The organism is Gilvimarinus gilvus, from assembly GCF_030518155.1.
Lineage (GTDB): Bacteria > Pseudomonadota > Gammaproteobacteria > Pseudomonadales > Cellvibrionaceae > Gilvimarinus > Gilvimarinus gilvus.
Map to the genome: position 1 here is coordinate 45,330 of NZ_JAULRU010000583.1, position 23,457 is coordinate 68,786.

Consider the following 23,457-nt stretch of genomic DNA (forward strand, 5'->3'; position numbering starts at 1 on the left):
GAAAGGACAGGTTTTGTCTTAATCGGAGGTGCTATGGGTATTCGGATGTGGGTCTTGGCAGTTGTCTGTGGTTGGGGGATTGCCCTAGCTGCCATTGCCCAAACGGAGGAGCCCAAAAGCGCAGATGTTCGGCTGTTGGTCGATATCTCAGGCAGCATGAAGCAGACAGACCCGAAGAACTTACGAGTGCCGGCGCTGGAGCTTATGGTCAACCTTTTGCCAGATCAATCGCACGCTGGAGTCTGGAGCTTTGGCCAACAGGTCAACATGCTGGTACCGTTTGCTCAAGTGGACGATGCCTGGCGCGACAGAGCAAGGCGCAATACCGCTAAAATCAACTCGGTTGGCTTGTACACCAACATAGGTGCGGCATTGGAGAAAGCAACCGCGCTCGCCCCGCAAAACGGCAATGCCAGCTTAGTATTGCTGACCGACGGTAAGGTGGACATCGATAAAAACGCCTCACTTAATCGGCGCGAACGCCAGCGTATTTTGTCCGAGTTGCTGCCAGACCTAAAAAGCAAAGGCTTTACCCTCCACACTATTGCCCTTTCTGAGGACGCCGATACCCAGCTGCTACAGCAATTGTCTCGCGATACCGATGGTGTTTACTCAGTGGCTAAATCGGCCGATGAGTTGATGCAGTCTTATTTATTAATGTTCGATCAAGCGGTACCGGCCAAACGTTTACCGCTCACGGGTAATCAATTTAAAGTCGACGATTCGGTGGATGAATTTACCGCACTGATTTTCCGCCAGCCCGACTCCGAGCCCACCCAGCTTATCGCTCCTAATGGCGATCGCTACAGTGCCAGTGCCTACCCAAAATCAGTGTCCTGGTATGGCGCCGACAGTTACGACTTAATGACGGTTAGCAACCCGATGGCAGGCCAGTGGCAGGTGCTAGCCGATGAAACTCCACAGAATCGCGTAACAGTGGTTAGTGACCTGGAGTTACGGGTAAATGCGTTGCCCAACAACCTGGTGGCGGGGGATGAGTTGGAGCTCCAGTTCGGGCTCTATGAGCAGGGCGAGGTGATTACCGACCCGGATTTTCTGGGATTGTTGACCGCGCACGCTGAAATTTCCCCTGTTGCTAAACCGGGTCGTTGGCAGGTGAGCCTGGCCACTGATCGTTTGCCGGCCGATGGAATATTTAGGAAAAATATTCCCAAGTTTAAGCAGCGCGGCGACTTTGATATTTCCGTGGTGGTCGATGGTAAAACGTTTGAGCGAGAGTTTAAACATCGCGTTAAAGTCGGCTCGTTATTTCAGGTGCAAATGCGTAAGCGCATAGATGGCAACAAGGTTCACTACGATATTGTGGCTGCGGGAGATCAAGATCTAATACAAACCGAGCTGAGCGCTGTGGTCGCCCATATTAAGGTGTCGGAGGGAGATAATGAGCTTGAGCCAATGCAACAAACGGAGATTGGCCGTTGGGAATTGACGGTTTCGCCCACCCAGCCGGCGCGCTATGTCATCGAACTACAAGCCAGTGGCGAGGATGTTGATGGTCAGGCGTTTGATGAGGTGCTGCCAAGTTTGTATTTTTCTTACCCTGCAGAGGGTGACCCGGTGGAAACCGAGGCCGATAAAGAACTCGAGGCATTAGAGGCATTGTTGGCCGAGGAGCAAGCCGCACTAGCGCAAGAGAAACGAGAGCCAGAGCCCAGCCTGGAGTCAGAGCCGGAAACTGAACCCGAAGCGCCTGTGCAAAAACCTGCAACGGCAACGCAAGAGGCTGTGCAGCCAGAACCTCCCGTAGAACAGCCCAACGATGAGCCCGTGCCCGAAGAAACTGAGGGTCTAAATTGGCTGATGATTAGCGCTATTGTCGGAGGCAACTTGTTGTTGTTTGGAGTGATTTATTTTGCCTATCGCCAGTTCAGTACCAAAGGTGTGCAGTCAGAACTGGATGAGTTCGAACAGGCTCTGCAGCAGGGCAGCGCGACCCAAAGCGCGGACACCGCCCCGGCAACGGCGGAAATGCCCGCTATGGTCGGCGATGATGACCCCTTGGCGGCACTGGATGCGCTGACTGATAGCGCTCCTTCCGAGGGCGATATGTTTCCGGTAGACGAGGCCGGCAAAACTAAGTCGGGCGAAGATTTACCTATGGACGATCTCGGTACTGATGACGATAACAAGTAATGCAATTTGTTAAGCAGCCGGTTGATGCGTACCCGGCCATTACCAAGCAGTATCGACGCTGGGGTGAGCGCGCAAAATGTGGCAAGCGCGACCTTGTCTATACGTTGGCCGATGCAAAAGGGCAGTGGATTGCTGCGGCTCGGTTACTGCCGGTTGAAGGCGATACCTACTTGTTGCGAAATCTCACCGTCGCCCCCAGCTTGCGGCGCCAAGGTATCGCTCGTTTACTGATGCAGCGAATAGTCACAGACGACTCTATTCAATCGCTGTACTGCTACGCGCTGGAATACTTGGAGGCGTTCTATTTGAGTGTGGGTTTTGCGACAAAAACACCGGAACAAGTACCCAGTGCAATAGCGCAGCCTTATCAACGCTACCGCGCGAACGGGAAATCATTTGTATTGATGGGCTTTGAATTACCAAGAGGATTGACAGGTGTGTGAACTGTTGGGGATGTCGGCCAATGTACCCACCGACTTATGTTTCAGTTTTACCGGCCTGTTGCACCGAGGTGGCGGTACCGGCCCGCACCGCGACGGTTGGGGTGTGGTATTTTATGAAGGCAAAGGTATTCGCGCGTTTCGCGATAGCGCGCCAAGTGTAGAGTCGGAAATTGCCAAGCTGGTCAGCCAATTCCCCATGAAAAGCTGTATTGCCATCAGTCATATTCGCGAGGCGAATGTCGGTGTTGTCAGTTTAGAAAACACACACCCGTTTGTACGCGAGCTGTGGGGGCAGAACTGGACGTTTGCGCACAATGGCCAATTGGCGAATGTCGATGACTTGCCGCTGGGGGAATTTACTCCGGTTGGCACCACAGACAGTGAGCGCGCGTTTTGCTGGTTACTGGCGAAAATAAAGTACCGCTTTGGCGATCCGGACACTATTGCTGAAGACCGGGTTAATTACTGGCGCCAACTTAAGCGCTGGTGCGATCATTTAAAGGATATGGGGGTGACCAATCTCTTATTCAGTGAGGGTCGATATTTATATGCTTATTGCTCCACCAAACTCACCTGGATCACTCGCAGAGCTCCTTTTGGCGAAGCACAACTGAGCGATGCCGAAATGACCGTAGATTTTGGCGAGCACACCACCTGCAACGATGTGGTCACCGTGATTGCCACAAAGCCCCTGACAAATAATGAATCCTGGACGCAGATGGAGCCTGGTGAATTTATTGTCTTTGATCAGGGCGAGGTGGCATTCAGTTTGAGTTAAGGTGCTGTGGAGTACACTGACTAGGTTTTAATGTATGGGTCAGGAGATGTTATGTGGCGAAAAGGATTATGCATTGTTGGTTCGGTACTTTTAGTGGCCTGCGGCGGTTCAGGCGGCGGCTCTGGAGAATCTATTGGCTCCTCTTCAAGCTCAAGCATTAGTTCCGTTGTTAACTCTTCCTCAAGCTCCAGCAGTAGCAGTCTGCCCGAAAGCACCACTTTCGAGATAAGTACTGTGGTGTTGGGTGATGGTGCGATTGACCCTAGTGTTGTCGAAGTGGATGCAGGCGAAGTGGCGCAGTTTACCGTATCTCCCGAGCCTGGGTTTGCAGTCGAAAGTATTTCCGGCTGTGACGGGAGCTTGCAGTCCACGGTATTTACCACGCTTGCTCTGCAAGAACCGTGTGAGCTCGCGGTCACTTTTGCTATGAAAGCGCTAGTACCGCCGGAATTATCGGTTGCGTATTTGCCGAATAACCGGTTGGAATTTACCTGGAGTACTACAGGGAATGCCTACTACCAGCTGGTCGAGCTCGACAGCGTGGGTGAGGAACACCTTATCGCTGAAAATTTAGCGGCCGATAGCACTCGCTTTGTTAAAGAAATATTAATTCCCGCTCAGTTAGGTTCAACCTATCAATTGCTGAGCTGTACTGGTCAGATGTGCGCCACATCAGAGCCAGCGCCACCGGTTGGTGATGCGGTTGCCTCTGTTCAATATTTGCAACAAGAGAAAAGGGACGAATTTTACTCGAATGGGTTTGGTCAGAACGCAAAGGTTGGGGCAGTGAGCGGAAATATTTACACCCCTTCCTACTACATACACAATCATATTATCAGTTTTCTTCCGTCTGACTTAGTTGTATCTGCTAAAAATGACGTCAATAAACAGGAGCGAGTGCAGCGTATACCTGCTGGTTTTATCCGCGGTTTAGCAATAGATGAATCGGAACAAAATATTTTCCTCAGGGCTACCCCTGGTATCAGTTCTTGGGCTGGCGTCGTGTACCTATATTGGTATAGAAATATAGACGGCAATTGGCGTCGTTCTGAAAATCAGCTTGACTTGGATAAGCAGATAACCAGTGTCTCAGTTAGCGAAAATGGCAAGGTGTTAGCGCTGGCTGTAAAAACGGCCTATGGCAACTCTAACGAGTTTCCAGAGGTTCGGTTATACAGTGTGGGGGAAGAGTTGACATTTTTGACCGCTCTAAAGCCTGAAAAACTGGATTATCAGGATAAATTTGGCGCTGCTATAGATCTGTCGGCCAATGGCGATACGGTAGTGATTGGTGCTCCGGGTGAGGACAGTGCGTTGGTTAATGGTGAGCCGGCGCCACAGGATGACTCCCAAAATCAATCCGGCGCTGTTTATGTGTTTAAACGTGACGGAGACAACTGGGTTCGGCAGACAATGCTCAAATCACCGGAGCCTCAAGGCCAGTGGTGGGACTGTTTTGCTCAAACTTGTGCTCATCGCGCGCCGCGTGATGATGCGAGTGGCGATTCTTTTGGTGCAACGGTTGCGGTCAGTGATGATGGAGGTCTTATTGCGGTCGGCGCCCCCCTGGAAAATCAAGGGCAGGGTGGTGTACATATTTTCCGTGCGTCGTCACCGTCGAGTTGGAGCCATCAACAAAGGTTGCAGCTCGACGACGCCGACAGCAAAATATGGAGTTCTGCTGATGAGTACACGGGTGGTGACAGCTTTGGTTATAGTTTGTCGCTTAGCGGCGAGGCCAATTACCTAGCGGTGGGTGCGCCGTATGAAGAAAGCGCCGCGACAGGTTTTCAGGGCAACTCGACCGACAACTCCAAACGCAACTCTGGGGCTGCTATGTTGTACAAGCTTCGGTCGGGGAGCTTTCAGGCTTTGGCTTATATAAAACCCACTAACCCCGAGACGTTGTATTTTGGTCAGTCGGTTGATGTGACGGACGCCGGAACCATGATTGTTGCAGCAAAGAATGGTGTTTACGTTTATTAGTCAATTTAGATCAATTAAATTTTCTTATCTGGCCGATATGCGAAATTGATTGGGTTGTGGCTGGGTACCTTGCTAGTATGTCATTGAAATGCTAAATGCAGTTAAGGAGACAACAATGGATATTGATATCGGTATTAACCAAGCGGATCGCAAAGAGCTTGCTGAAGGGCTGTCTCGCGTGCTCGCTGACACCTATACCCTGTACCTAAAAACACATAACTACCACTGGAATGTGACCGGGCCCATGTTCCAGACACTGCATTTGATGTTTGAGAATCAGTACACCGAGTTGGCGATTGCGGTCGATGATCTGGCAGAACGTATTCGCTCGCTTGGCTATCCTGCCCCCGGTACGTATAAAGCCTATGCGCAACTGTCTTCCATCGAAGAGGAAGAGGGTGTACCTACGGCTAAAGACATGATTGCGAACCTTGTGGCAGGCCAGGAGGCGGTGGTAAAAACCGCACGTGCACTCTACCCAACTGTCGATAAGGCCAGTGATGAGGCGACCGGTGATCTGCTGACCCAGCGTATTCAGCTGCACGAGAAAACCGCCTGGATGCTGCGTTCGCTACTCGAAGAGTAAGTTCTACCTGCTCTTGATACCAGCGGCCCGGCGCGAGAGCGCCGGGCCGCTTTTTATAGGAGCCGTTCCCACCTAATCATGCCGCCAATAACAGGGTACAATAGCGCCCCTGAAATTGGAGAAAGTATGTCTGAGTTACCCATCAACCTTGAACGCCCGCTACAGCAAACCATGCTGCGTGATAGCTTTCGTCTGCAACGTAAGGCACAGGATATCCGTCAGCGCGAAAAACAGGGCAAGCCCATTGATCAAATGGTTGAGCGTTGGCAGCAGGAGTGGGAAAGCTCAAAGTCATTGGTCGACAAGCGGGCTCAGGTCGTTCCGCAAACTATTGAGTTTCCGGAGAATCTGCCGGTAAGTGGCAAGCGCGAAGAAATTGCCCAGCTGATTAATGACAATCAGGTGGTCGTGCTCGCCGGTGAGACTGGTTCAGGCAAGACTACCCAGCTACCCAAAATTTGTTTGCAGTTAGGGCTCGGGGTGCGAGGTATGATTGGCCACACCCAGCCCCGGCGAATTGCCGCCCAGACGGTGGCCGCTCGAGTGGCTGAGGAATTGGGCTCGAACATTGGGGAAACCGTTGGCTATCAGGTGCGTTTCACCGAGCAAGCCCAGGACACCACATTGGTCAAGGTGATGACTGATGGCATCCTGTTGGCCGAAATTCAGCAAGACCCAATGCTCAACCGCTACGATACGCTGATCATCGATGAGGCTCACGAGCGCAGTCTTAACATTGATTTTTTGCTCGGTTATCTTAAGCAGCTCCTCCCCAAACGCCCCGACTTAAAGCTTATTATCACCTCGGCCACCATCGACGTTAATCGCTTTTCTAGTCACTTTAATGATGCCCCGGTTATAGAGGTTTCAGGGCGGACCTACCCTGTGGATGTTTGGTATCGGCCCATGATCGATAGCGACAACGAGGATAACGACAGCCATCAGGCGATTATTGATGCGATTACCGAAATTGATCAACACGAGCGCAAAACGGGCAAAGGCCGTGGTGGCGACATATTGGTGTTTTTAAGTGGCGAGCGCGACATTCGCGAGGCCGCTAAACGGCTGCGACACGCCGATTTTCGTCACTTCGAAGTGTTGCCGTTTTATGCCCGCTTGAGCCTGGCCGAACAAAATCGTGTGTTTTCGTCCCACCGGGGGCGCCGAATTGTGCTGGCGACCAACGTGGCGGAGACCTCCATCACTGTGCCGGGCATACGTTACGTCATTGATACGGGGGTGGCCCGCGTCAGCCGTTACAGCGTCCGCACTAAAGTGCAACGCCTACCCATAGAGCCAATATCCCAGGCCAGTGCCAATCAGCGTAAAGGTCGATGCGGCCGTGTGAGTGATGGTATTTGTGTGCGCCTATACAGTGAGGAAGATTTCTTAGGCCGCCCAGAGTTTACCGATGCTGAAATCCTGCGTACCAATCTGGCCGCGGTTATCTTACAGATGCTGCAACTAAAAATTGGTGATATTCATCGGTTTCCTTTTGTCGATGCGCCTGACTCGCGACTGATTAACGACGGCTTTAAGCTGTTGCAAGAATTGCACGCGGTTGACGGCAAGCAGCGTGTTACACGCGATGGTCGGCGCTTGGCGCAACTAAGTGTCGACCCCACATTGGCCAGAATGCTGTTAGCGGCCAGCGATTTAGGTTCACTGGATGAAGTGATGATTGTGGTGAGCGCGCTGTCGATTCAGGACCCGCGCGAGCGCCCGGCCGAGAAACAACAAGCGGCCGATCAAATGCACAGACGTTTCTGGGATGAAAACTCAGATTTTGTGGCATACGTAAATTTGTGGCGATATTACGAAGAGCAACGCCAGGAATTGTCGCAAAACCAACTGCGCAAACTGTCTAAAAAAGAATTTTTGTCTTACCTGCGAATGCGTGAATGGCGAGACATACACCGCCAGTTAAAACTCACTGGGCAAAAATTAGGGTTGACCTTCAACAAAGAGCCGGCTGATTACACCGCCGTTCACCAGGCGATGGTAACCGGATTACTGGGTAATATTGGTTTTCACAACGAGGGGCGCGAGTACCTTGGTGCGCGCAATCGTAAGTTTTCAATTTTCCCCGGCTCGTCGCAGAACAAGAAACGGCCCAAGTGGATGGTCGCCGCTCAGCTGATGGAGACATCGCAACTATTTGCTCACGATGTCGCCAAAGTAGAGCCAGAATGGTTGCTGGAGGCGGCTAAGCACTTGGTTAAACGCAATCATTTTGAGCCACACTACGATGTAAAGTCTGGTCAGGTGAAGGCATTTGAGAAGGTGACACTGTACGGTTTAACCCTGGTTGAACGCCAGCGGGTAAACTACAGCCAAATTAACCCACAGGAATGCCGCGAAGTTTTTATTCGATCGGCGTTAGTGGAGGGGCGTTACCTCAAGCGCGGGCACAAACCACCGGCTTTCTTTCGCCATAATCAATCGCTGATTGAAGAGCTGGAAGCGCTGGAAGCCAAATCACGGCGACGCGATATTTTGGCTGAAGACGAAGTAGTGTTTCAGTTTTACGATGAACGTATACCTGGCGAAGTTATTAATCGTGCCGGTTTTGAGGTGTGGCGCAAGCAGATCGAACAAACCCAGGCAGACGTATTAAAGATTCCGCGTGAGCGACTTATGCAGCGCGCGGTAAATGACATCAACGAAGCGCAGTTTCCCGATGAGCTTGAGTGGCAGGGCATGCGCTTTCCACTTAGCTATCATTTTGAACCCGGTCACGACGACGATGGTGTGACAGTCAACGTACCGGTGAGTTTGTTGCACGAGCTGCCCGAGCATCGCCTGGATTGGTTGGTGCCGGGCATGCTGCGCGACAAATGTATTGATTTAATCAAAAGTCTGCCCAAATCCTTGCGTAAGCATTTTGTACCTGTGCCCGATGTTGTTGATAAAGCGCTCAGTGCCATGAGCGTAGACAACACCCCGTTAACCGAGGCTTTATCTTATCAATTAAAACGCCAAACCCTGATTGATGTGACTCAGGGGGACTGGCACAAGGCGTCGATTGAAAATTTCTTTCGGTTCAACATTCGGGTGGTCGATGACCGCGGTAAGGCAATCGCTGCCAGTCGTGACTTACATGACTTGCGCGCGCGCTACAAAGAGAAAGTGCAAAGCAATATTCGCGACGCCGCCGATGATATGACGCGAGAAGGTATTACGCGCTGGGATTTGAATCTGCCGGAAACGGTCGAACTAAAACGCAAGGGTATCAGTATTCGGGCTTATCCCGCTCTGGTTGATAAGTCGACTTCTGCTTCTATGGAGGTGTTAGATAATCCACGCCAGGCGCACTATCAATCCTTGGCTGGGGTTAGTCGGCTAATTTTGTTGGAGTGCCGTGAAACCGTTAAGTACCTTAATAAAGAGCTGATGAAGGGTAAGGAGCTAGGCCTGACAGTGGTGCAGCTTGGCAAGCGCGATGCGGTGGTGGATGATATCTGCATGGCCGCAGCCTGCCAGCTGGGCTTGCCAGACGGAGAGCTACCGCGCAATGAAGAGGATTTCAATACGGCGGTGGCGCGGGTTAAGCCGGATTTGGTGGAGCGAACGCAGCAGTTGGCGGATGTGTTGGTCAAATCTTTAACTCGTGTCGTCGCGATAAAAAAACAGCTTAAGCACAGCAAAAATGCGCTGGCAATGGCCTTGGCCGCTGGGGATGTCAGTCATCAGCTGGATGGCCTGTTTTACGGCAAGATGGTATTTAATACGCCATATGAATGGTTTTGCGAGTACCCCCGCTACTTAGAGGCTATTCAAATACGTTTAGAAAAGGTTGTACTTAACGCGCAGAAGGATCGCATACAGATGGCGGAAGTGGAGGAATTTGAAGCGCGATTGGCGGAATATATTGATAAGCACGGTGAGTACCAATTGCATGAAAACCCGCTACTCGCTCGTTATCGCTGGTCTTTGGAGGAATTGCGGGTTTCGCTGTTTGCTCAGACCTTAAAAACACGGTTTCCGGTATCGGGTAAGCGCCTGAATAAACTTTGGATGGAAATTACCGGGCAAAAATAGGTACATTTCACACAGATTTGTGCGTTCAGTGTAACAAATCCTACATTTGATCCTCTATAGTGTGAGTGCGGCTTATACGGATCCCTTTCCTGCCGCTGCACACTCATCAAATAAATGAATGGAGATGGTCAGATGAATAAAAGCTTTAAATCCCCTCTCGCGGCGGCTGTTGGCGCTGCATTTCTTGCCAGTGCTGCGATGGCGCCAGTAGCTTCTGCTGCTGAAAATCCTTTTGCTGCTGAAAGTCTGGAAGCGGGTTATAAATTGGCCGGCCATGACGCTGAAGGCAAGTGTGGCGAAGGTAAGTGTGGCGAGAAAAAAGCCGAGAAAGAAGGCAAATGCGGCGAAGGCAAATGCGGCGAGAAAAAAGCCGAGAAAGAAGGCAAATGTGGCGAAGGTAAGTGCGGCGAGAAAAAAGCCGAGAAAGAAGGCAAGTGCGGCGAAGGTAAGTGCGGCGATAAAAAAGCCGATAAAGAAGGCAGCTGCGGTCACTAATGACAGCACATCACTTCGATATATCCGGTGCGGGTCTGGGCCTGCGCCGGAGCTTGCTCGGCACCTTGGCGGAGACGACACCCGCGGACATCGCTTTTATGGAAGTGGCACCGGAAAATTGGATTGGTGTTGGCGGTCGGCTCGGCAAGCAGTTTCGCGCTTACACTGAGCGCTTTCCCTTCGTTTGCCATGGCTTATCGTTGTCTATTGGTTCGCGTGACCCACTCAATGAAGACTTGCTTCGCTCCGTAAAGCAGTTTATGGGTGACCATGATATTCGCGGTTACTCGGAACACTTGAGCTATTGCAGTGACGATGGTCAGCTCTATGATTTACTGCCCATACCCTTTACGGAACAAGCCGCACACTATGTGGCTGAGCGTATTATGCGCGCGCAAGATATTCTCGGTGAACGCATAGCAATAGAAAACGCTTCTTATTATTGCGCCCCTGGCGCGGAAATGTCCGAAAGCGACTTTATTAAGCTGGTTTTGGAAAAAGCAGACTGTAGTTTGCTGCTCGATATAAACAACATCATCGTTAACAGTGTTAACCATCGCTATGATGCAAACGAGTTTTTGCGTTCCCTACCGCTTGAACGCGTAGCCTATTCTCATATTGCCGGCCACTATCACGAGGCAGAAGATTTGCGTGTTGATACCCATGGCGCCCCAGTTGAGGATTCAGCGTGGCAGTTACTGGATGCTTTTTACCAACTTGCCGGTCCGGTGGCTACACTGCTTGAGCGCGATTTCAATATCCCCCCCAGGGATGAGCTAATGCAGGAAGTGGCAAGGGTACGTCGTAGTCAGGCTCCCTACTGCAATGCCCCCAGCCCTCAGCGCGAGGAAGCTATGCGTGGCTGATTTTCAAGCGATACAACACGAATTTAGCAATCATCTGCGCAACCCCAGTGGGAGTGTGGCGCCCGCGGGCATTGAAGACCGACGCTTAGGTATATACCGCGATTTGGTCTACAACAATATCGAGGGCTTTATAGCCGGAGGGTTTCCGGTATTGCGAGAAATCCTGGATGACGAGCGCTGGCACAGTTTAGTGCGTGAATTCGTACATAAACATCGCAGTATCAGCCCTTATTTCCTTGAAATCAGCCAGGAGTTTTTAAGCTTCCTTCAGAATGAATTTGTCTCTGGCGAGCACTACCCTGATTTTATCTTGGAGTTAGCCCATTACGAGTGGGTTGAGTTGGCCCTTGATGTCGCACAGGGAGACCTACCCGATAGGGATCCGACGCTCTCGTTGATGGAGGCGCCTGTGCAGGTGTCACCGTTGTTGTGGTGCCTGAGCTATCGCTATCCGGTGCACACTTTAGGCCCTGATTACCAGCCTGAGTCTGCCCCGGACGTTCCGACCTTTCTGCTTGTCTATCGAAACCGCGCCGATACCGTGGAATTTATGCTGAGCAATGCTATCACCATACGGCTGATTAAAATTATACAAGATGGTCAGTCGTCGGGGCACACGGCGTTGCGTCAACTCGCCGCGGAGATGCAACACCCCGATACCGCGCAATTACTGTGCTATGGCGAGAGTCTTCTTAATCAGCTATGCCAGCGCGATATTCTTTGGCCTTTCCTGCCAGATTTGTAGCAGATTCAATAGGCGCCGGGGCTGCCCTAAAGGTTTACGGCAACACCTTGATTTTACTTCTATATTTACAGTGAAGCTTACACAAAAACGCGAACTGACTGCGTTATCGTGAAATACGGCTAAAATTAAGTGTCTGTAACATAAATGAAACAATTACCTCGCAAGATACGCGCGCTGTCATGTAATTGTCATTTAAAATTCACCAAATATACATAAAAACGTCATTTGGTGTGGGCGGAGAAAACCATTATGAAACGTCAATTGTTAGGTCTTAGTGTGTTGGCTGCGGTTATGGCGCAGCCAGTGTCTGCGGTAACGCTATACGGTAAAGCGAATGTTTCCTTGCAGCATGCGGATGAGGCGGGTAACCGTGAAATTGAATTGCAAAGTAACTCTTCGCGAATTGGTTTGATGGGGAGCGAGAGCATTTCCGACTCATTTGAGGTTGTTTATCGCCTCGAATACGAAACCAGTGTTGACGATGGCGACAAAGATGGTCAAACCCTTACTCAGCGAAATATCTATCTGGGGTTGCAAACAGACTACGGGACTGTGCTTGGCGGTGTTTTCGATACGCCACTCAAGACATCGGCATCTGGCATTGACCTGTTTAACGACTTAGAGGGTGACATTAAGAACATTTTTGCTGGCGAAATTCGCTCCAAAAACATCGTACAGTATGTCACTCCTAAGTCGTTTGGGCCGGTAACAGCTAAAGTCGCCTACATCACCAAGGAAATTGATGGTATCGACGGCGTTTCGAGTTCTGTTGCCTATAAGACCGAAGATTTGTATCTGGCTCTGGCTTTCGATAACGATGTAGAAGAAAGTGGTTCCAATACAGATACTTATCGAATTATAGGTGCTTTTAATATTGGCCCGGTTCAACTTGGCGGCGCCTATGAATCCTATGAGCGCGAGGCCGATGATGGCGATGGTTACTTCGGCTCAGTAAAGTGGAAGATAACCGATAAGTGGATATTCAAGACCCAATATGGCCAGAGCGACATCAAGGTCAACGGTCGAGAAAGTTTCAGTATTGGCGGTGATTATAAGTTCAGCAAGATCACCAAGGCTTACGCCTACTTTACTCAAAACGATGATGACGCTGGCCGCGATGATGATTACTTGGGCGTTGGCATGGAGATTAAGTTCTAATGTGGCGCAATGCCTCACTACTGTTTGTCTTAGGCCTGCTTGCCGTACCCCCTGCCTGGGCGCAGGGGGACGATGACTGTGAGCCCGCGGTGGATATGATTGAATCTAATGATGCTATTAATCGAATTAGTGAATGCGATTACAGTGATCAGGGCTTGAGCGGGTGGCTGTCGGGTGTTGGCCGCTCGCAAAGCGACGCTGCCGAAAGCCCAGCGATGGATGTCAAGCCCGTGGCAGCCCCTGAACCTCAACTTTCCCTTTCTGTTAAGGGTATTGGCGATGGTTTGCAGTATGTGCAGCAGCGCTTCACCTTGTTGCAGGAAGCGGCGCAACGCTGTGCGCCACAACAAGCGTTAATAGCGCGGGAACTTGTGAGTCAGCAGGGTGAGTCGTTGACGTTGTATTTGCAGTTTTCGTGTTATTCATCCCCGTAAAGTTCGAATACTGTGCCGCGTAGTCTTAGGGGGCGTTTTACTGGCTTTACTTTACCGGCTATGGACACTTTCGCACTGAATTCGCTAGAATGTGAATAATCGTTCAATTGGCAGGACGGCCAATTTTCTATTCAGCTTTTTACTGCGGATCTAAAGGATCAACCCGTGAAATCTCTTCGATTACTGTCGGCTTGGCTGGTGCTTATGATTACTGCGCCCATCGCTCTGGCTTCCGATGCAAAAGACCCTTGGGAAGGCTTCAATCGAGCCGTGTTCGCATTTAACGACGCGGCCGATACCTACGTTATTCGCCCGGTGGCGGTTGGCTACCAAAAAGTGACACCCGGGCCGCTGCGCAGGGGAGTTAGCAATGTCTTTGCTAACTTGTTGGAGGTGCCCAACGCCTTTAATGACATTTTGCAGGGTAAGTTCGGTGAGGCAGGCAAAGATACGGGTCGTTTTGTTATTAATTCGACGCTGGGTGTCGTCGGCTTATTCGATGTCGCTTCTCACATGGGGTTGGAGCGCAGCGATGGGGAAGATTTTGGCCAGACTCTGGCGAGCTGGGGCGTGCCCGACGGGCCCTATCTGGTGTTGCCCGTGTTAGGCCCTCGCACTTTGCGTGATGCAGCCGGTATGCCGGTTGATTGGGTGACAGACCCCAAGACGTATATAGGTCATGCCAGAACCAGCTACGAGGTGAAAGCCCTCGATTTGCTGGACCAACGCGAAGGCCTACTTTCTTTGGAGCAAAATATAGGTTCGGATAAATATACGCTTTACAGGGATATTTATTTGCAGCGTAGAGAGTTTTTAATCAACGACGGCGAAGTCGAAGACGACTTTGGCGGTGATCTCGACGACTTCGACGATTTTTAGAGTCGAGATATTCCGCCGAACGCTGGCTGGGCGTCTGTCAGGCGCCCGCCGCTACTAATCTAAAACGCTGAGAATCTGTAGGCCAATGGCGTATTGATCCCCCTCCGGCAGAACTCTAACAACCTGCACCCTCGCTCGTAATTGTGGGCTGTGGCCATGGTTGGATACAACATTGAGCTCCCATTCACTATCTTCAGGCAAGGCGGCGTCCATCAGCACCTGCACGCCACCGCCGCTTAGCTCGCGGCATACACCCGCGTGACTAGCCGACTCACCCGATAGGGTTGCATCGAGTGGAGCTTCGATTTTCATCCTTATAAAATCTCGTTTTTCGTCGAAGATCTTGTTGGTTAAACTCATACTAATTTCCTCTGGGGTGCAACAGGAGAATTATTATATTGGTGCGCGAATGCAAGGCCTCCCAAGTGGTGATTGTAGGCTCTACCAAGTACCGGGCTTGCGTCCGACACTGAGAGCGCATTCATTGTGCACCTGCCAAGATTAACAGCGAATCTCACGCAAAACCATAGTCGAAAGGGGGGCATGAATCGGTTATTTCCAAAGAGCCTAAGATTACGTCAAGTCCCTACTTATGGGTATAAAGATAGCACTTGCCACAACATGTAGTAGTTGCGACCATATTGATCATTAAGCAAGGCCGAAGTATCGCTGTGCAAGCAAGCAAGCTTGTTTGTCGACTCCTGTCGGGGTGATGTTCAGATCCGGCCGCCGGGCTTTAGCTTGCGCGGGCAAGGCGAACGGAGTAGTGTTATGCGCCTTTGCCCGAGCCACCGAAACTACAACTAACGAACAGTCTATCTATCCTATGCGAAAGCTTTTGATCATCGACGACGAAAAGCCTGTTAGGCAAAGTATTGCGACCTTTTTAGAGGACAGCGGTTACAGTGTCGTCGAGGCTGAAAATGGCCCGCATGGCCTATCCCGTTTCGGCAAGGGCGATATAGATCTCGTTATTACCGATTTACGTATGCCCGGGATGGATGGCGTTAGCGTGTTGCGCAATCTGCGTGAAAGCTCGACAGATACCCCCGTTATTGTCATTTCTGGCGCCGGTGTCATGAGTGATGTGGTGACTGCGCTGCGCTTAGGCGCCAGTGATTACCTTATTAAGCCTATTGTGGATATGGAAGTATTGGAGCATTCGATCGAAAAGGCTCTGGAGCGCAAAGACTTGGTTGCGCAGAATAAAAAGTATCGCGACAAGCTTGAAAGTGCGAACAAAGGGTTACGGGAAAATTTGCGCGTACTTGAGCGCGATCAAGTGGCCGGGCGTCAGGTCCAGCGGCGTTTGTTGCCTCACCCGCAAACGACAGCGGAAGGTTATAGCGTGGCGCACCACATTGCCCCCTCGCTGTATCTAAGTGGCGACTTTGTCGATTACGCTCATATTAGTAAGCGCTATTTAGCTTTTTATCTGGCCGATGTTTCGGGCCACGGAGCCTCGTCGGCGTTTGTAACAATATGGCTGAAACATTTGGTCAGTCGTATGGTCCGGGAAGAGGGGTTATTTGCCGACCATGAGTCGTTTGAGCATGGCACCAATAATATGCTCGAATACGTTAATCATGAGCTCAATGAGATCAGTCTCAATCATCACCTGACATTTTTCGTGGGGGTTATAGATACTCATACCCACGATATGCGTTACGTAGTGGCCGGCCATTTACCTATGCCCATACTCGTTAAGGACGGAAAGGCTGAATACTTGTCTGGCCAGGGAAAACCCGTCGGTATTTTTAAGGATGTAAGCTGGCAGGTGCATTCTATGCAGCTACCTGAGCAGTTTTCGTTAGTATGTTTCTCCGATGGCGTGCTTGAAATACTTCCGGATGGGGCGCTACAGAAAAAAGAAGCGCATTTACTGGAATTAATGACGCAAAAGGCTCAGAATCTAGAGACAGTGTGCGATGCGCTTGCCATCAAGGACGTAAGCGAAACACCGGATGACATCGCGATATTGACCATTACCCGAGGTTTTTGAGATGCGACCTGGTCAAATATTGGTTGCCGATCACAATGGCGTTTATGTAATTAAGATGGTGGGTGATGTTCGCCTTACTCTATGCATGTCATTCGATCAATTTATCGACAACATGTTTGCCGATAAGGCCTTTTGTGAGGTGCTTTTTGATCTGTCAGAAGCCGAGGCGATCGACAGTACAACCTTAGGCCTTATGGCGAAAATATCCATTCTTGGTGAAGAGAGAGTAGGGGCTCGCCCGTTGATCTTCTCCCCCAATGAAAGTATCAATCGGATTCTCGATACCATGGGGTTCGCTGATATTTTTATTATTGTGAATGAGTTGGAAAAGCCTATTGGCGTCACACAGGCACTGGCGAGTGCGGGTGAGCAGGCGGTCGACGAGGCGCAGGTCAAAACTAAGGTAATAGAGGCCCATAAAATGCTTATGTGCCTAAATAAGGACAACGAAAAAATCTTTACCGACCTCGTTAACATGCTTGAGGCCGAGCAATAGTTCGGGAGCCGCTGGATACTTAATCAGAGGTCCCTTAGGTTTTATTCGCCCCGTGCCGCATTGCGAGCGACTAAAAAATCAGTGTGTGATAGGTAAATAAGCTCCGCAACCCGACGAATAATGTGCTCTTCGTATTTGTCGAGCTCGCCGTCGGCCAAGGCTACTTGCCACATGGATTTAATCAAATTGAACTTTTCTTCGCGCGAGCACTGATCGTTTACTACCTGCGTAAACTGGTAAAGTGATGTCGCATTTTCCTGACGTGATCCAGCCCGTGCCTGAAGTTCATCAACTTCTTGCGCGCTGAGCTTGTAAACATTTTGCAGTTCTTGCTTAAAAGCACCTAGTTCGGCCGGTTCAAAAACCGAATCGGCCGCTGCCACCTCCATTAGGAGCGCAGCGGCGGCCAATTGCTTATCGTCTTCCGATAGACTGCTGGTCGAGCCGTCATCTTTATTCAGACGGCTCTCCAGAAAACGGGCAACCCTACTAAGCATTCGCCACGTCTTTTAGCAGGTTTTCCAGTTTCACCTGATCTGCGGCGAAGTTACGAATACCTTCGGCAAGCTTCTCGGTGGCCATAGCATCATCGTTCATGCCAAAGCGGAAAGAGCTTTCGGTATCGATTAACTTGTCGATAGACTCGCCCGTGTTGGCTGGAGAAAGTACACGCTCCAGGGAACCGGTGTCTTCATCCAGTTCTTTCAGCAGCTGTGGGCTAATGGTCAGGCGGTCACAGCCAGCCAGAGCTTCGATTTCACCGGTGTTACGGAAGCTAGCACCCATTACCACTGTCTCGTAGTTGTGCTGCTTGTAGTAGTTGTAGATGCGACGCACAGACAGTACGCCTGGATCCGTTTCAGCGGTGTAGTCTTCGCCGGTGGATTTTTTGTACCAGTCCAGAATACGGCCTACGAAAGGTGAAATCAGAAAAACGCCGGCGTCTGCACAGGCCGCGGCTTGATTGAAGCCAAACAGCAGTGTCAGATTACAGTTGATGCCTTCTTTTTCAAGCGTTTCTGCGGCGCGAATACCTTCCCAGGTGGACGCAAGCTTGATCAGGACGCGTGATTTTTCGATGCCATTTTGCTGATACAAATCAATCAAATGATGTGCTTTGTCGATGCTGGCGTTGGTGTCAAAGCTCAGGCGGGCATCCACCTCGGTAGATATGCGGCCAGGCACCAGTTTCAGGATTTCACAGCCAATGGCCACCGCCAGGTGGTCGCAGGCTGACTTAATCTGTTGGTCGTTGCTGCCGCCTTCTTGTTGGGCTGCGGCAATACACTTATCAAGCAGAGGCTTGTAAGCTGGAATTTGTGCGGCTTTCAGCAGCAAAGAAGGGTTGGTGGTGGCATCTTGGGGCTTGTAGAGCTTGATGGCCTCAATGTCGCCGGTATCGGCAACCACGTCTGTCATCTGCTTCAGCTGTTCGAGTTTGGTACTCACAATTTGGCTCCTAAACGTATAGTAAATATGCGATTTTTGACGCTAGCGGCACCCCGGCTGCTCTCTGGTCGGAGCTTTTTGATATACGCCCACAGGTAAGGCTGTGGGCCAGTACAGGGTGCGTGAGCGACCGGTGAAATAAGCGGTCTCTCTCCTTTCTACCCGGTGGACGTTAGTGGCCACTGGGCGGTAAACCTCAGGCCCGCTATTGTAAACGCTAAAGGCAGTGGGGCAAAGCGTTGCCGTCGGTTTAGACTCCGCTTTCTACCTCTTGCAGTGCCTGCCAGATCACATCGACTCCGGCACCTGACTTGTGTGCATTCTCACTAATGACGCGGCGAAAGCGTCGGGCTCCGGGGAGACCTTGATACAGCCCCAGCGTGTGTCGCGTCATACTGCTAAGCTTCACTCCCTTGGACAGCTCTTCCTCGCAGTAATTCACAAACTCGCGCATTACCTCTAATCGGCTCGGTGGCGGCGTCGTAGCACCGTAAATAATTTTATCCACGTCAGCCATTAAGTAGGGGTTGGCATAGATTTCGCGGCCCAGCATTACGCCATCGAGGCCGGTCAGTAGCTCCTGACATTGGTTTAAAGTCTTAATGCCGCCGTTAACAATGATCTCCAGGTTTGGCCGCTCTTGTTTTAGACGGGCGACGAGCTCGTAATCCAGCGGCGGAATATCGCGATTCTCCTTGGGGCTAAGCCCTTGCAGCCAGGCTTTGCGCGCGTGCACAATAAAGGTGGTACAGCCGCTGCGGGCGACGGTGTCCACGAAATTGAGTAGCCCCGCGTAATCTTCCATATCGTCAATACCGATACGGTGCTTAATGCTAACGGGGATGCCCACTCGCTCCATCATCGCGCTCATGCATTCACGCACGAGCTCGGGCTCGGCCATAAGGCAGGCGCCGATGCGCCCACTTTGTACCCGGTCAGAGGGGCAGCCGCAATTTAAGTTAACCTCACTGTAGCCCCATTGTTCGGCATAGGCTGCGCATTGCGCCAGTGCCTCGGGGTCTGAGCCGCCCAGTTGCAATGCTACCGGCGCCTCCTCGGCGTTAAACCGCAAAAACCGCTCCCGGTCACCGTAAATCAGCGCTCCGGTTGTGACCATTTCGGTGTAGAGAACCGCGTGTTTGCTTAAGAGGCGCCAAAAATAACGACAGTGTCGGTCACTCCAGTCCATCATCGGGGCGCAGGTGAAACGTCGGTTAATTGTGGGCGTTGTGTTGCTTGGCACGGGGAAGGCGGATCTCGTGGGTTATCGAAGGGGGCATTTTACCCCTTTTGGCGTTCGTTCGACAAAACTTGGTGATTTTCATTTTCCCGAACTTTACGATTCGTGGCAGCATAGGGCCTTATATCGGGGTTTAGCCCATGTATAATGTCGTTATTTAAAGAATTATCTCTCAAGGAGTTGTTATGAAGGGTTGTGTGGCTGGTGTGGCTGGTGTTGCTGTGGCAGCGCTGATGGGCAGTTCAGTATTTGTCATCGCGGAAGAGGCCGAAGCGCCTCCCGAGTGGGAAGTGTCTGCCGAGTTGGGCGCACTCAATACGACGGGTAATACCGAGACAATGTCATTAAATGGAAAGATTGATGTGACGCAAAATTTAGAGCATTGGCGCAATAATTTTATTGCCAGTGCTCTGTACAAAGAAGATGTTCCTGACGATGATGACAGTGCAACCGATGAGCGGGAAAAAACGGCAGAAAAGTATTTTGTCTCGGCCAAAAGCGCCTATTTGCTAATGGGTGAGCACGGTAACCTGTTTGGTTATTTGTCTCATACTCACGATGAGTTTGGTTCCTATCGCAAGTACTCAACCGCTGCCATTGGTTATGGTAACCGGCTCATTCATACCGATAGTGTAACACTCGATGCAGAGGTAGGCCCTGGCCACTATTGGGGCGATAAAGTCGTCGATGAAGATAATAATATCATCGTTAAGGAAGATGGTTTTATGGTGCGGGTGGCGGGAGACCTCAAATGGGTTATCTCGGAAAACGCCACTTTTACTCAAGAGCTGTCAGGTGAATTTGGCGACGAGAATACACGGTATCAAAGCGACACGGCGATCAGTACGAAGATAAACGGCAGTTTACAGATGAAGGCGGGCTACACTGTGAGCCATGATACCGAAGTTGCCGATGATAAAGAAAAGACAGATACCACTACCTATATTAATTTAGTGTACAGTTTTTAACTGCGCGGGGGCTGACTGTCGCGCCTAATATTGAAGGCGCACGCGGTATTACGGGCACACCCGGCTGGCGCGAGAGAACGCCGGGCGTTGGCTGACAGTGCGTCGCCAGCGCTCCAGGGCGCTGAAGTCTTGTGTTTTGCAGGGGGCATATTCTTGCCCAGTGGCCAAATGTGCCACCCAGGGGGCTATGGCCATATCGGCAATGCTGTAACTTTCCCCCAGCATATAAGTGTGACGAGACAAGTGTTGATCGAGTACCGATAACCCGCGTTTAATTTCTGCGAGTAAGTCGGTCAGCATGTCACTGGCTGGGTCGAGGTGTTGGCACCTGCTGTAGAGGTGGCAGCACGGCGCAATATGAGCGCTTTGAAAGAATAGCCACTGGTCACATGCACTTTTCCCCGCGCGATCGAAAGGAATAAATTCACCGGTTTTATCCGCCAAATAGCGCAGTATTGCCCCTGACTCCATTAGGCTAATAATGTGTCCATCGGGGCCGTCGGGGTCAATCAGGGCGGGTATCCGGCCGTTGGGGTTGATAATATGAAATGCGTCGCTGTGTTGGTCTCCGGCTTGTAAATCAATTGCGTGCGCTTCATAGCTCAGGTGCATCTCCTCTAAAGCCAAGGCCACCTTGATACCGTTTGGGGTGTTTTTGGAGTAGAGTTGAATTAGGCTCGGGTGCTGCGCGGGCCAGCGTTGCATTACCTGATGCAGGTGCATATGCGCCTCCTGAAGCGACGCTGAGGCCGTGAATGGCTCAGCGCGTTTGGGGTGATACCTTTTAGATAATAGTAGAGTAATTGCAATAATTTTAGAGAATTTCTATGGCATTGACACACTGCGACTCCACAGGCAAGGCCAGTATGGTGGATGTTTCCGACAAATCGTCCACTCAGCGTGAGGCTCGCGCGCAAGCTTATGTCAATATGAGCGCTGATACTTTGCTGGCGGTGACGGATAACCGTATGAAAAAAGGTGATGTGCTTGCAACGGCGCGTATTGCCGGCATTCAGGCGGCCAAAAAGTGCAGCGACCTGATTCCGCTTTGTCACCCTCTGGCTTTGAGCAAGGTCGATGTAAACTTTGAGCTGCAATCAGAGCAGCAGCGTATTTATGTAGAAAGCTACTGCAAGCTGGTAGGGCAGACCGGTGTCGAAATGGAAGCTCTGACCGCCGCAAGTGTTGCTGCCCTTACCATTGTCGATATGTGTAAGGCTATGGATATGGCCATGGTGGTGACGGATGTGTGTGTTCTGGAGAAATCTGGTGGACGCCGCGGTCACTACACGCGTGCTAGTGAGAAAACCTGATGATTCGCGTTCTGTTTTTTGCCAGTTTGCGCGAGCGCCTGGGCTGCGATGCTTTGGAGCTGGCATGTTCACCGGGTATGTGCGTCAGTGACGCTATTGTCGAGCTTGAGAGTCGGGGGCCGCAGTGGCGGGAAGTTTTTGCCGAAACTCAATGTTTGGCCGCCGCGAATCAAACAATGGTGCCGCTAAGTCATCCGCTTAACGATGGCGACGAGCTGGCACTCTTTCCGCCAGTTACAGGTGGCTAAATGAACAAGGTTAGGGTGCAGCATAAGGCGTTTTGCGCTGCCCAGGAGTACCAAGCTGTAGTTGATGATGGCGGTGCTAATGGTGCGATAGTGATGTTTACCGGGCGTGTTCGCGCCGACGGTGCTAGCAATCCCGTCACCGCACTTGAGCTCGAACACTATCCGGGTATGACCGAGCAGGTTCTTGAGCGGTTGGTGCTTGAGGCCCGCGCCCGCTGGCAAATTACTGAGGTTCGGCTAATTCACCGAGTGGGTAAAATTGCCGTTGGCGAGGATATTGTATTGGTGCTGGTGAGCTCTGCGCATCGCCAACAGGCTTTTTCTGCCGCTGAGTTTTTAATGGATAAGTTGAAAACCACAGCCACCTTCTGGAAAAAAGAGCATCGACTGGATGGCAGCAGTAAATGGGTTGAGGCTAAGACATCGGATGACGCGGCCGCCAGTCGTTGGGACTGAGGGGCAGCCCGTTGGCCACAGCTATTTACTCAAGCGCTTTCTCGGCGCGATCGAGGGCTTCCTCGCTCGCTTTGGCCGCTTCATCAGTCAACTCTTTCGCGCTTTCAACCCCTTCACGCCCTGCGCTGAGCGCAGCGTCCGCCATTGCCCCGGCTTTTGTTTTCAGATCCTCAGCCTTAGCTCGGGCCTGCTCGGCCGCGATTTTGGCTGTTTCTGTGGCGCTTTCGAGCGTTTGCTTGGCCGAAATGGCTAATTCACTATCTTGCTCTTTAGGGCTGCAGGCAATTAGCCCTACAACAGCCAGAACGAGCATTGCTTTGGCACGGCCTGTCATGTGGTTACCTATTTCTATTTTTCGGGATCGTTAGTGTATGAGTGATTGGCATGCGGCGGCAAGTGCAAGGGTGCGAGTGGGTGTTAACTTAGTTACAATAGTCGTATAGTCCGGGTGCTGACTAATTTATCACCGCCTGCGACGCCCGCTGAATCTGATTTTCCGTAAAGTGACAAAATGAATTTTGAACAGTTTGAAACCTGGTCTCTATACATAGGTATAGGTGGCCTCATAGGGTTTATGATGTTTATTGTTTGGGATCTTGCCAAAGAGTCCAAGGCGGGAAAATTTGGTACCTTTATATTGTTTCTCGCACTTGGGCTGGGTCTTTTAGGCTTTGTAATAAAGACAGTACTGGTAGAAATCATTGATAAATAGTAACGCTG

General features: G+C 51.1%; 25 protein-coding genes. 19 read left to right on the plus strand and 6 right to left on the minus strand.

What is annotated here, in order from left to right; translation table 11 throughout:
- The first annotated feature begins 33 nt into the window (after positions 1–33).
- From QWI17_RS13995 to QWI17_RS14050, 12 genes are all read left to right on the plus strand, one after another.
- Positions 34–2,154, plus strand: coding sequence for a VWA domain-containing protein (locus tag QWI17_RS13995; RefSeq protein ID WP_302723141.1), 2,121 nt, complete (start codon positions 34–36; stop codon positions 2,152–2,154).
- Positions 2,154–2,597 carry a GNAT family N-acetyltransferase gene (locus QWI17_RS14000; protein WP_302723142.1) on the plus strand — a complete coding sequence of 148 codons (444 nt, stop codon included), beginning with the start codon at positions 2,154–2,156 and terminating at the stop codon, positions 2,595–2,597. Before QWI17_RS13995 ends, QWI17_RS14000 begins: the two co-directional genes overlap by 1 nt.
- On the plus strand, positions 2,590–3,375 hold the full coding sequence (locus QWI17_RS14005) for a class II glutamine amidotransferase (RefSeq protein WP_302723143.1): 786 nt from the start codon (positions 2,590–2,592) through the stop codon (positions 3,373–3,375). Before QWI17_RS14000 ends, QWI17_RS14005 begins: the two co-directional genes overlap by 8 nt.
- Before the next feature lie 51 nt (positions 3,376–3,426).
- Positions 3,427–5,361, plus strand: a complete 1,935-nt coding sequence (locus QWI17_RS14010; RefSeq protein WP_302723144.1) for a hypothetical protein — start codon at positions 3,427–3,429, stop codon at positions 5,359–5,361.
- Between the two features lie 115 nt (positions 5,362–5,476).
- Positions 5,477–5,947, plus strand: a complete 471-nt coding sequence (locus QWI17_RS14015) for a Dps family protein (protein ID WP_302723145.1) — start codon at positions 5,477–5,479, stop codon at positions 5,945–5,947.
- 126 nt (positions 5,948–6,073) lie between these two features.
- Positions 6,074–9,988 carry an ATP-dependent RNA helicase HrpA gene (gene hrpA / locus QWI17_RS14020; protein ID WP_302723146.1) on the plus strand — a complete coding sequence of 1,305 codons (3,915 nt, stop codon included), beginning with the start codon at positions 6,074–6,076 and terminating at the stop codon, positions 9,986–9,988.
- Between the two features lie 132 nt (positions 9,989–10,120).
- Positions 10,121–10,483 (plus strand): HvfA family oxazolone/thioamide-modified RiPP metallophore, encoded by a 363-nt coding sequence (locus QWI17_RS14025; RefSeq protein WP_302723147.1) that lies wholly within the window; start codon positions 10,121–10,123, stop codon positions 10,481–10,483.
- Complete coding sequence (locus QWI17_RS14030; protein WP_302723148.1) at positions 10,483–11,349, plus strand: HvfB family MNIO-type RiPP peptide maturase; 867 nt, start codon at positions 10,483–10,485, stop codon at positions 11,347–11,349. The genes QWI17_RS14025 and QWI17_RS14030 overlap by 1 nt, the downstream gene beginning before the upstream one ends.
- Positions 11,342–12,094 carry an HvfC family RiPP maturation protein gene (locus QWI17_RS14035; protein WP_302723149.1) on the plus strand — a complete coding sequence of 251 codons (753 nt, stop codon included), beginning with the start codon at positions 11,342–11,344 and terminating at the stop codon, positions 12,092–12,094. The genes QWI17_RS14030 and QWI17_RS14035 overlap by 8 nt, the downstream gene beginning before the upstream one ends.
- A 249-nt stretch (positions 12,095–12,343) precedes the next feature.
- Positions 12,344–13,252, plus strand: a complete 909-nt coding sequence (locus tag QWI17_RS14040; protein ID WP_302723150.1) for a porin — start codon at positions 12,344–12,346, stop codon at positions 13,250–13,252.
- Positions 13,252–13,686 carry a hypothetical protein gene (locus tag QWI17_RS14045; RefSeq protein WP_302723151.1) on the plus strand — a complete coding sequence of 145 codons (435 nt, stop codon included), beginning with the start codon at positions 13,252–13,254 and terminating at the stop codon, positions 13,684–13,686. Before QWI17_RS14040 ends, QWI17_RS14045 begins: the two co-directional genes overlap by 1 nt.
- 165 nt (positions 13,687–13,851) lie before the next feature.
- Positions 13,852–14,565 carry an MlaA family lipoprotein gene (locus QWI17_RS14050; protein WP_302723152.1) on the plus strand — a complete coding sequence of 238 codons (714 nt, stop codon included), beginning with the start codon at positions 13,852–13,854 and terminating at the stop codon, positions 14,563–14,565.
- 54 nt (positions 14,566–14,619) lie between these two features.
- Here QWI17_RS14050 and QWI17_RS14055 read toward each other — a convergent pair whose 3' ends face one another.
- Positions 14,620–14,925 carry a PilZ domain-containing protein gene (locus QWI17_RS14055; RefSeq protein WP_302723153.1) on the minus strand — a complete coding sequence of 102 codons (306 nt, stop codon included), beginning with the start codon at positions 14,923–14,925 and terminating at the stop codon, positions 14,620–14,622.
- Positions 14,926–15,391: 466 nt separating this feature from the next.
- Here QWI17_RS14055 and QWI17_RS14060 point away from each other — a divergent pair, with 466 nt between their 5' ends.
- Positions 15,392–16,567, plus strand: a complete 1,176-nt coding sequence (locus tag QWI17_RS14060) for a SpoIIE family protein phosphatase (protein ID WP_302723154.1) — start codon at positions 15,392–15,394, stop codon at positions 16,565–16,567.
- Position 16,568: 1 nt separating this feature from the next.
- The gene (locus QWI17_RS14065; protein ID WP_302723155.1) at positions 16,569–17,063 is read left to right on the plus strand and encodes an STAS domain-containing protein; all 495 of its coding nucleotides are present in this window, start codon (positions 16,569–16,571) and stop codon (positions 17,061–17,063) included.
- Between the two features lie 41 nt (positions 17,064–17,104).
- On the opposite strand, the gene QWI17_RS14070 is transcribed toward QWI17_RS14065, so the two are convergent.
- The 3 genes from QWI17_RS14070 to dusA all read right to left on the minus strand — a co-directional run bounded on the left by QWI17_RS14070 (position 17,105) and on the right by dusA (position 19,755).
- On the minus strand, positions 17,105–17,560 hold the full coding sequence (locus QWI17_RS14070; protein WP_302723156.1) for a tellurite resistance TerB family protein: 456 nt from the start codon (positions 17,558–17,560) through the stop codon (positions 17,105–17,107).
- Complete coding sequence (tal, locus tag QWI17_RS14075; RefSeq protein ID WP_302723157.1) at positions 17,553–18,512, minus strand: transaldolase; 960 nt, start codon at positions 18,510–18,512, stop codon at positions 17,553–17,555. The genes QWI17_RS14070 and tal overlap by 8 nt, the downstream gene beginning before the upstream one ends.
- Positions 18,513–18,762: 250 nt before the next feature.
- Positions 18,763–19,755, minus strand: coding sequence for a tRNA dihydrouridine(20/20a) synthase DusA (gene dusA, locus QWI17_RS14080; RefSeq protein ID WP_302723158.1), 993 nt, complete (start codon positions 19,753–19,755; stop codon positions 18,763–18,765).
- 182 nt (positions 19,756–19,937) lie between these two features.
- Between dusA and QWI17_RS14085 the strand changes: the two genes are divergently transcribed.
- On the plus strand, positions 19,938–20,720 hold the full coding sequence (locus QWI17_RS14085) for a DUF481 domain-containing protein (protein ID WP_302723159.1): 783 nt from the start codon (positions 19,938–19,940) through the stop codon (positions 20,718–20,720).
- Between the two features lie 48 nt (positions 20,721–20,768).
- Here QWI17_RS14085 and QWI17_RS14090 read toward each other — a convergent pair whose 3' ends face one another.
- Positions 20,769–21,443, minus strand: a complete 675-nt coding sequence (locus QWI17_RS14090; protein ID WP_302723160.1) for a glutathione S-transferase N-terminal domain-containing protein — start codon at positions 21,441–21,443, stop codon at positions 20,769–20,771.
- Positions 21,444–21,547: 104 nt separating this feature from the next.
- On the opposite strand from QWI17_RS14090, the gene moaC reads away from it, so the two are divergent.
- The 3 genes from moaC to QWI17_RS14105 are packed head-to-tail and all read left to right on the plus strand — an operon-like array spanning position 21,548 to position 22,737.
- On the plus strand, positions 21,548–22,033 hold the full coding sequence (moaC, locus tag QWI17_RS14095) for a cyclic pyranopterin monophosphate synthase MoaC (RefSeq protein WP_302723161.1): 486 nt from the start codon (positions 21,548–21,550) through the stop codon (positions 22,031–22,033).
- On the plus strand, positions 22,033–22,281 hold the full coding sequence (locus QWI17_RS14100) for a MoaD/ThiS family protein (RefSeq protein WP_302723162.1): 249 nt from the start codon (positions 22,033–22,035) through the stop codon (positions 22,279–22,281). The genes moaC and QWI17_RS14100 overlap by 1 nt, the downstream gene beginning before the upstream one ends.
- Positions 22,282–22,737 carry a molybdenum cofactor biosynthesis protein MoaE gene (locus QWI17_RS14105; protein ID WP_302723163.1) on the plus strand — a complete coding sequence of 152 codons (456 nt, stop codon included), beginning with the start codon at positions 22,282–22,284 and terminating at the stop codon, positions 22,735–22,737.
- Positions 22,738–22,762: 25 nt separating this feature from the next.
- On the opposite strand, the gene QWI17_RS14110 is transcribed toward QWI17_RS14105, so the two are convergent.
- On the minus strand, positions 22,763–23,071 hold the full coding sequence (locus tag QWI17_RS14110) for a hypothetical protein (RefSeq protein ID WP_302723164.1): 309 nt from the start codon (positions 23,069–23,071) through the stop codon (positions 22,763–22,765).
- 177 nt (positions 23,072–23,248) lie between these two features.
- Here QWI17_RS14110 and QWI17_RS14115 point away from each other — a divergent pair, with 177 nt between their 5' ends.
- Positions 23,249–23,449, plus strand: coding sequence for a DUF2788 domain-containing protein (locus QWI17_RS14115; protein WP_302723165.1), 201 nt, complete (start codon positions 23,249–23,251; stop codon positions 23,447–23,449).
- Positions 23,450–23,457: the final 8 nt, after the last annotated feature.

Coding starts and splice junctions, on each gene's coding strand:
- QWI17_RS13995 (WP_302723141.1), top strand. CDS start 34: ATGGGTATTCGGATGTGGGTCTTGGCAGTTGTCTGTGGTTGGGGGATT.
- QWI17_RS14000 (WP_302723142.1), top strand. CDS start 2,154: ATGCAATTTGTTAAGCAGCCGGTTGATGCGTACCCGGCCATTACCAAG.
- QWI17_RS14010 (WP_302723144.1), top strand. CDS start 3,427: ATGTGGCGAAAAGGATTATGCATTGTTGGTTCGGTACTTTTAGTGGCC.
- QWI17_RS14015 (WP_302723145.1), top strand. CDS start 5,477: ATGGATATTGATATCGGTATTAACCAAGCGGATCGCAAAGAGCTTGCT.
- hrpA (WP_302723146.1), top strand. CDS start 6,074: ATGTCTGAGTTACCCATCAACCTTGAACGCCCGCTACAGCAAACCATG.
- QWI17_RS14025 (WP_302723147.1), top strand. CDS start 10,121: ATGAATAAAAGCTTTAAATCCCCTCTCGCGGCGGCTGTTGGCGCTGCA.
- QWI17_RS14030 (WP_302723148.1), top strand. CDS start 10,483: ATGACAGCACATCACTTCGATATATCCGGTGCGGGTCTGGGCCTGCGC.
- QWI17_RS14040 (WP_302723150.1), top strand. CDS start 12,344: ATGAAACGTCAATTGTTAGGTCTTAGTGTGTTGGCTGCGGTTATGGCG.
- QWI17_RS14045 (WP_302723151.1), top strand. CDS start 13,252: ATGTGGCGCAATGCCTCACTACTGTTTGTCTTAGGCCTGCTTGCCGTA.
- QWI17_RS14055 (WP_302723153.1), bottom strand. CDS start 14,925: ATGAGTTTAACCAACAAGATCTTCGACGAAAAACGAGATTTTATAAGG.
- QWI17_RS14060 (WP_302723154.1), top strand. CDS start 15,392: ATGCGAAAGCTTTTGATCATCGACGACGAAAAGCCTGTTAGGCAAAGT.
- QWI17_RS14065 (WP_302723155.1), top strand. CDS start 16,569: ATGCGACCTGGTCAAATATTGGTTGCCGATCACAATGGCGTTTATGTA.
- QWI17_RS14070 (WP_302723156.1), bottom strand. CDS start 17,560: ATGCTTAGTAGGGTTGCCCGTTTTCTGGAGAGCCGTCTGAATAAAGAT.
- QWI17_RS14085 (WP_302723159.1), top strand. CDS start 19,938: ATGAAGGGTTGTGTGGCTGGTGTGGCTGGTGTTGCTGTGGCAGCGCTG.
- QWI17_RS14090 (WP_302723160.1), bottom strand. CDS start 21,443: ATGCACCTGCATCAGGTAATGCAACGCTGGCCCGCGCAGCACCCGAGC.
- moaC (WP_302723161.1), top strand. CDS start 21,548: ATGGCATTGACACACTGCGACTCCACAGGCAAGGCCAGTATGGTGGAT.
- QWI17_RS14100 (WP_302723162.1), top strand. CDS start 22,033: ATGATTCGCGTTCTGTTTTTTGCCAGTTTGCGCGAGCGCCTGGGCTGC.
- QWI17_RS14105 (WP_302723163.1), top strand. CDS start 22,282: ATGAACAAGGTTAGGGTGCAGCATAAGGCGTTTTGCGCTGCCCAGGAG.
- QWI17_RS14110 (WP_302723164.1), bottom strand. CDS start 23,071: ATGACAGGCCGTGCCAAAGCAATGCTCGTTCTGGCTGTTGTAGGGCTA.
- QWI17_RS14115 (WP_302723165.1), top strand. CDS start 23,249: ATGAATTTTGAACAGTTTGAAACCTGGTCTCTATACATAGGTATAGGT.